The sequence below is a fragment of the Mesorhizobium sp. M7A.F.Ca.US.005.03.2.1 genome (genome assembly GCF_003997795.1).
GTDB lineage: Bacteria > Pseudomonadota > Alphaproteobacteria > Rhizobiales > Rhizobiaceae > Mesorhizobium > Mesorhizobium ciceri.
Genome location: NZ_RZRP01000359.1, coordinates 1 through 6,164 on the forward strand (window position 1 = coordinate 1; position 6,164 = coordinate 6,164).

The following is a 6,164-nucleotide window of genomic DNA, read 5'->3' on the forward strand; positions in this document are numbered from 1 at the left end:
GTGTTGACCCTGAGGTCGAGCGGCGGGCGCGCCGCCAGTGCAGCGCCCTCGTCGGCCCAACTCGGGCCGAAGGCTCGCTCGAAAAGCGGCGCGCACCAGTCGGGAACGTCCGCCCGCACCGCGTCCGGCGCATCGGCGAGCCGACCGTCGGCGATGGCCTGAAGCTCGGCGGCGGTCAGCAGCGGCGGTGCGAACTTGTCACCATCCAGCGCCTCGTTGAGCGACTGGGCCGTCTGCCCCCATTCGAGCAGCAGGGCGCCGAAGCCAATGGCGCGCGGCGTGTCCTGCCCCAGCAGCCAGCCCGCGGAACGCTTGTGGCGCAAGGCGTCATAGACGATGTTGCCGATGGCCGCACGGTCGCCGCCGCCGGCGAAGCGATGCGACAGGCCCCAATCCTTCAGCGCGTCCGCCACCGGCCGGTGGCGCCGGCCGATGTCTTCCAGCACTTCGATGGCCGCAGCCAGCCTTCCGCCCAGTCGCATTGTCTTGTTCCGTCACGCAGAAAATTATTCCGGCCCTGCTCTAGAGCGCGCAACCGGCGCGCACAAGCAGGTCGGCCGGCACAACCGCTCTGCTTTCCAACTTTTCTGGTTGCGAATACTCTTCCGATTGTGATTCGCGGCGCGAAAAGGTGAACCGGCGGATCGACACGAGGAGAGGGCAATGAAGACTTATCTGGCGGAAGTTCTAGGCACATTTCTATTGGTGTTCATCGGTACGGCTTCTGTGGTGACGGGCGGCTTCGGCGGCGCGCTGCCGCTTGGCCAGGAAGGCATCGGTCTGGCGTTCGGCATCGGCCTCATCGCCGCGGCCTATGCGATCGGCCCCATTTCGGGCGCGCATCTCAACCCGGCGGTGACGCTCGGCGTCTTCCTTGCCGGCCGGCTGCCGGCCAAGGACGTCATCCCCTACTGGATCGCGCAGGTCATCGGCGGCGTCCTTGCTTCACTGGCGTTGTGGATCATCGTCTCCGGCCAGGTTGGCGGACACACCACCGGCTTCGGCGCCAATGGCTGGGATATGACGAAATGGGGTGTCAGTTCGGCCTTCCTGTGGGAAGTGATCGGCACCTTCACCTTCGTCACCGTGATCCTTGGCGTCACGGCCGAAAAGCACTCGACGGCGTTCGCCGGACTGGTCATCGGCCTGACGCTGGCAGGGCTGCACTTCGCCATCATCCCGGTGACCGGCACGTCGCTCAACCCGGCCCGCTCGATCGGTCCGGCGCTGTTTTCGGGAACTGCGGCGATCGGCCAGCTCTGGCTGTTCATCGTGGCACCGCTGATCGGCGGCGCCATTGCCGGTGTCGTCGCCAAGGCGCGCATCTTCGAGAAGGACTGAGCTCTTTGGAAGGCTGAATATGCGAAGGCGCGGGCCATGGCCCGCGCCTGAGCGACTGGCACGAGCCGTCAAGTCTTGTCCCCAATGACGACTTAATAGCTCGGCCTTAGATGCCAGCTTTGCGCCCAATCTCGGTCGTTGCGGCTGATACCGTGAGCGCCCGAAAGCTGCCAATCATCGAGGCTATTGTCTATGGCTACTTCCCGCTATGATTGCGGGCGGCGGGACTTTACTGATCGATTCCCAAATGCGGAGTTCTTGGAGATGAAAAGTAGGTGTTTTCCGGCTCCTCAGTGATATTTGTCGCTTGGACCAGTGATATTTAGGTTACTTATGGCTAAACGAATTCCAACATTAACAAATTCGCTGGGTAGCTGGTTCACTAGTTTCGGGGCCCTCTTGGAAGGTATTGGTCGACCCGCCGTCACAAAAGCAAAATTTGTAAATCTCGCACCGACCGACCAAGCTGACAAGGCCGGTGTATATTCCGAAGCTTTGCTCTTCGCGACGACAGACCCGAAGGTGAACAATATAGCGCTGACGGGGCCTTATGGTTCAGGAAAAAGCAGCATCATCCAATCGTTCCTGAAAAGATACCGAAGACCTTCACTTCACATATCTCTCGCGGCGTTCGTGAAAGAGGCCAGCCACCAGGCGACAAAGAAGCTAGCACCCCAAGTCTCAAAGTGAGCCGGCAGGAGATTGAAAGAAGCATACTGCAGCAAATGCTGTATGGTGCAGATGCCAACAAACTTCCACTGTCGCGCTTTAAGCGAATTCAATCCCCTGGCGTCCTGTCGATCTTCAGATCGCTGTACATTATGTTCGGCTTACTTTCGATTTGGTACGTATTCACAAAGCGGGAAGCGATAGTCAGCGGCACCTTTTTCGATCCACTCGAATTCAGCAATTGGCCTAATTTCACAATATTCGGGTTCTCGTTGCTTTTTTTGTGGGTTGCGCTGCACAAATTTTATGTCGCCAGCTTTGGGCTGTCACTCAAAAGCATCTCTCTAAAAGACATAGAAATAAGGCCCGCATCAGACAATCTCGATTCAATACTTAACCGTCATTTGGATGAAATTATCTACTTCTTTCAGGCAACGGAATATGATCTCGTAATCATTGAGGATCTGGACCGATTCGAAGATGCAGAAATATTCGTGACGTTGCGTGAAATCAACGGCTTGGTGAATGCGAACGCGGGAGTCAGGCGAACTATTAGATTTCTTTACGCTCTGCGCGACGACGTATTTGTTAATACAGACCGGACCAAATTCTTCGAATTCGTCATTCCTGTTATTCCCATCATAAACGCTTCGAACTCGATTGATATGGTCCTGGAGCAGGGAAAGAGGCTTGAACTCGACGGTCGTCTTGATCGACAGTTCCTTCGAGAGGTCTCACGGTATCTAGACGACTTGAGACTTATTCAGAATATATTCAATGAATACGCCATCTACGTCGCCAATTTGGAGACCGACGACGAAAATACTCTCAACGCCAACAAGCTTCTTGCGGTCCTGATTTATAAGAACGTCTACCCCAGGGATTTCGAACAACTGCACCGAGGCGAAGGCAATCTCGCTGACATTCTGGGCCGCCACGATGAACTCGTTGCGCACGAGGAGGTGGCCTGTAAGGCAGAGATAGCGGAAATCGAACGAAAGATTGACATTGCCGTAAGGCAGACACCCTCTGACCTGAAAGAATTGCGCCAAATCTACGCAATGACGCTCGTTCAGATGCTTCCTGCGAACGTCAATAGCATCAGCCTTGACGGGCAGTCTTGGATCGCACTTCACTCGCTCGTTGGGCACGACGCGTTTGAACAGTTAATCGCACTTCCTCAGATTACCTTCCGCGATGTCTATAATAGGGGACAGCGGATTGATATCTCGGCCTTGCAGAACGAAGTGGATAGCGAGAAAACCTACTTTCAGCGGAAGGCGGAAATTGAAAGCAAATCTGAGGCCAACAAGAGCGAGAGCTTGCAACGGATTCGCGAGCTTAGAGCGAAGATCGCGACGCTTCGAACAGCCAAGTTCAATGAACTCGTGCGTTCAAGCGCCGACCCTGTGACTGACCTTTTCGACGGCTTCGGCGAGAAGGGCGAGTTGGCTCGCTTCTTGATTCTAGAAGGCCATCTCGACGATACGTACTATCAATATACGTCACTGTTCCATTCTGGCCGGCTGTCGCCTAATGACAACAAGTTTCTGATCCAGATACGGGCGTTCTTTACCCCCGACCCCGACTTTCAGATTGACAACCCAAATGAGGTCATCGCAGCTATGCGCGAAGCGGACTTCGGGCAAAGCTATGTTCTTAACGTCAAATTGGTTGACTGCCTTCTAAACGAGGCGAGCCGGTACAGCGATCAGACTTGTAAGTTTTTCGAGTTCATCGCGTCCCAGTTCGAAGGCTGCGAAGATTTCTTAGAGGCCTACTACGCCACGGGACGCGCCGTCCCCAAGTTGCTTTCCCGCCTGGCTGACGAATGGAGGCAGTTCGTTCCGACGGCAATCGCCAGCAAGCGCAGTCTTTCCCATATCACACAGTTGGTAACCAATCTGCCGGAAAGGGCGCTAGAAACACTAGCACGCGATGGCGACGAGTTCCCTGATTTCGTCGCGGCGAAGCTCCCTGAAATTCTGGCACTTGCACCTGACTTGGCACCCGAACGCCTCGAGCGCATTGGCTTCGAGGTTCGAGACCTTCCGGCAATAGGAAAGTTCACCGGCATCGTGCGCTTCATGGTAAGACGTGGCCTTTTTAAACTCTCGATTGCCAATGTGGAACACATCTATCGCGAGGTCATGGGCGAGACCAATCTCATGGCGTTTCGCGAGCGCAATTACACTACGCTGCGTTCGCTCACAGATCCTGCCTTGATCACCAGGGTCGAACGCGATCTTGATATCTATCTTAGCGACGTGCTCCTTGAGCTTCACGACAATTCTGAAGAAGATGCGGCAGCCATAACCGATCTCCTAGGTCGTGAGGAACTTGACGAAGACAATCTTCGTGAATTTCTCGGTCGACAGACGGCTCTCCTGCCAGCGCTGGAGGGTGTTCCGGAGAAATTGCACGCCTCGGTATTTGAGCTGCGACGTATCGCGCCGACATGGGACAATTGTATCTCGTTCATGGGAGGCAGTGGCTTCGCAGCGGAAACTCTGGTGGCCTATCTTGATCGGAAAGATGTGCGCGCGGTAATTCTGAAGCACAGTCTGCGTAACGGTCCCGAGACACTGCCGCTACGCCAATTCCTTGTTATCGCGAATGCACTGAGCGATGACAGTTACCGGGAATATGTCCGAGCGTTGCCCAATACGTTTAAGAATTTTCCCAAAAGCCTCGATTCTTCGAAGCTTACTATTCTCATAGAGGAGCGCAAGATCACCTTTTCAAAGGAGACCCTTGAAAGCCTAGATGTCAATACAGACTTGCCGGTCCTTTTCATGGCAGAAAACATCGAAGCTTATCTCACCGATCCCGAAATGTTCGGTCTCGACGACGTCTTCCGAGAAGGGCTTCTTCAAGCCGACATAACAGATGACGATAAGCGCGCGATAATCGACCTGATGGATTTGAATACGCTAACGGAACTGCCCAAACGAGCGGCGCTCATAGGCCCGATTCTTGACCGCACCAACGTTCGTATATCCGGCATTGATGCGGCTAAAGCGCGGTCACTGATCCTGAATTCAAGGCCCGTTGAGACGCAGATTTCCCTGTTCAACAAGTTTCACTCGACTATCGCGGTCGACGAAGCGCGCGAGGTGCTTGCGGCGCTTCCAGATCCGTTCTCTGAGATCACGACAGGATATCACACTCCAAGATTGCCAAGATCAGATGAAAATCGTGCATTGGTCCAATGGCTTGAGACTCGCGGAATCATCTCTTCGTGGAGCGAGGGAGGTGGTTGGTTCCTGGGTGATGAGATACGCGTAAATCTCAAGAGGCGATGAAAAACTGGTAGTGATACAGTCTTCTAATAGACGGCAGGTTTCAATGAGATGCCATTAGATTGGTGGTTTGGAATTCCTACCGGCGGCTAACCAGGTTGTTGGTTCTCCCAAAAATCAGTTCACCAGACGCCAATTCGCTAAACCTGACAGTCTGCTTGCGGCCCCATTTGAGGCGCGCCGCGCGTCAGCAGTTGGCACAAGGCAGCCAGCCCGCAAGCCGTTCCTTCCGCCACCGGCCCCAGTTCCTCCACCATCGCCTCGTCAAACTTCTCCGGCGGTCACCGTCACCGGCAATTCGGCGCGGAAGCGGAAACGTCATCTCAAGCAAAGGTCGGTCGTCTGCAGCTCGCTGTCGGCTTCCAGACTGATGAACCCAAGCAGTCCGTTGACGGGCGGTCTCATCGCCTCACCCAAGCGCCTGCCCGAGCCAAATCTTTCATGGCACAAATATAAGAAATATATATGTAAGAAATACCACGATATGGACAGCGCCCGTCAAGAATGTTGTTCTTTCAGTACTAAAGCTCACATTGCATATGAAGAGCGCTAAAATCAAAAGCACTGTGTCAGTCGCTGGAAGCCCCAGGGTTAACCCTCTGCCCGTCAGCAGGCTGGCGGCTGCGACCGCCGGTATTGTCAAACCGATTGTGGCGCAAGCGGAACCCATCGCGACATTCAAACCGCGTTGCAGCTCATTGTTGAGTGAAGCGCGAACCGCCGAAATGGCCTCCGGCATCAACACCAGCCCGGCGATCATTGCCCCCACAATGCTGTCAGCCTGGGTCACTTGGTAGGCAACGAGCGTATCTTCGACGCTTGCCGCGACCTGCTCGGCGAGCATGACAATGG

3 protein-coding genes and 2 pseudogenes are annotated in these 6,164 nt (G+C 54.9%); 3 read left to right on the plus strand and 2 right to left on the minus strand.

Features of this window, described 5'->3' with window-relative positions:
• Window positions 1-482, minus strand: a pseudogene (locus tag EN991_RS19860) (MFS transporter); the annotation flags it as partial.
• 181 nt (window positions 483-663) lie between these two features.
• Here EN991_RS19860 and EN991_RS19865 point away from each other — a divergent pair.
• From EN991_RS19865 to EN991_RS19870, 3 genes are all read left to right on the plus strand, one after another.
• Window positions 664-1,341 carry an MIP family channel protein gene (locus EN991_RS19865; RefSeq protein ID WP_127369362.1) on the plus strand — a complete coding sequence of 226 codons (678 nt, stop codon included), beginning with the start codon at window positions 664-666 and terminating at the stop codon, window positions 1,339-1,341.
• A gap of 333 nt (window positions 1,342-1,674) precedes the next feature.
• Window positions 1,675-2,031 (plus strand): hypothetical protein, encoded by a 357-nt coding sequence (locus tag EN991_RS41785; RefSeq protein ID WP_348629873.1) that lies wholly within the window; start codon window positions 1,675-1,677, stop codon window positions 2,029-2,031.
• Window positions 2,028-5,315: an ATP-binding protein gene (locus EN991_RS19870; RefSeq protein WP_245461016.1), complete on the plus strand. Its 3,288-nt coding sequence runs from the start codon at window positions 2,028-2,030 to the stop codon at window positions 5,313-5,315. The genes EN991_RS41785 and EN991_RS19870 overlap by 4 nt, the downstream gene beginning before the upstream one ends.
• A gap of 436 nt (window positions 5,316-5,751) precedes the next feature.
• Here EN991_RS19870 and EN991_RS19875 read toward each other — a convergent pair.
• A pseudogene (locus EN991_RS19875) lies at window positions 5,752-6,164 on the minus strand (ionic transporter); the annotation flags it as partial.

What these genes read in the sequence shown, in the direction of transcription:
- EN991_RS19865 (WP_127369362.1), top strand. Translation starts at nt 664, where the DNA reads ATGAAGACTTATCTGGCGGAAGTTCTAGGCACATTTCTATTGGTGTTC.
- EN991_RS41785 (WP_348629873.1), top strand. Translation starts at nt 1,675, where the DNA reads ATGGCTAAACGAATTCCAACATTAACAAATTCGCTGGGTAGCTGGTTC.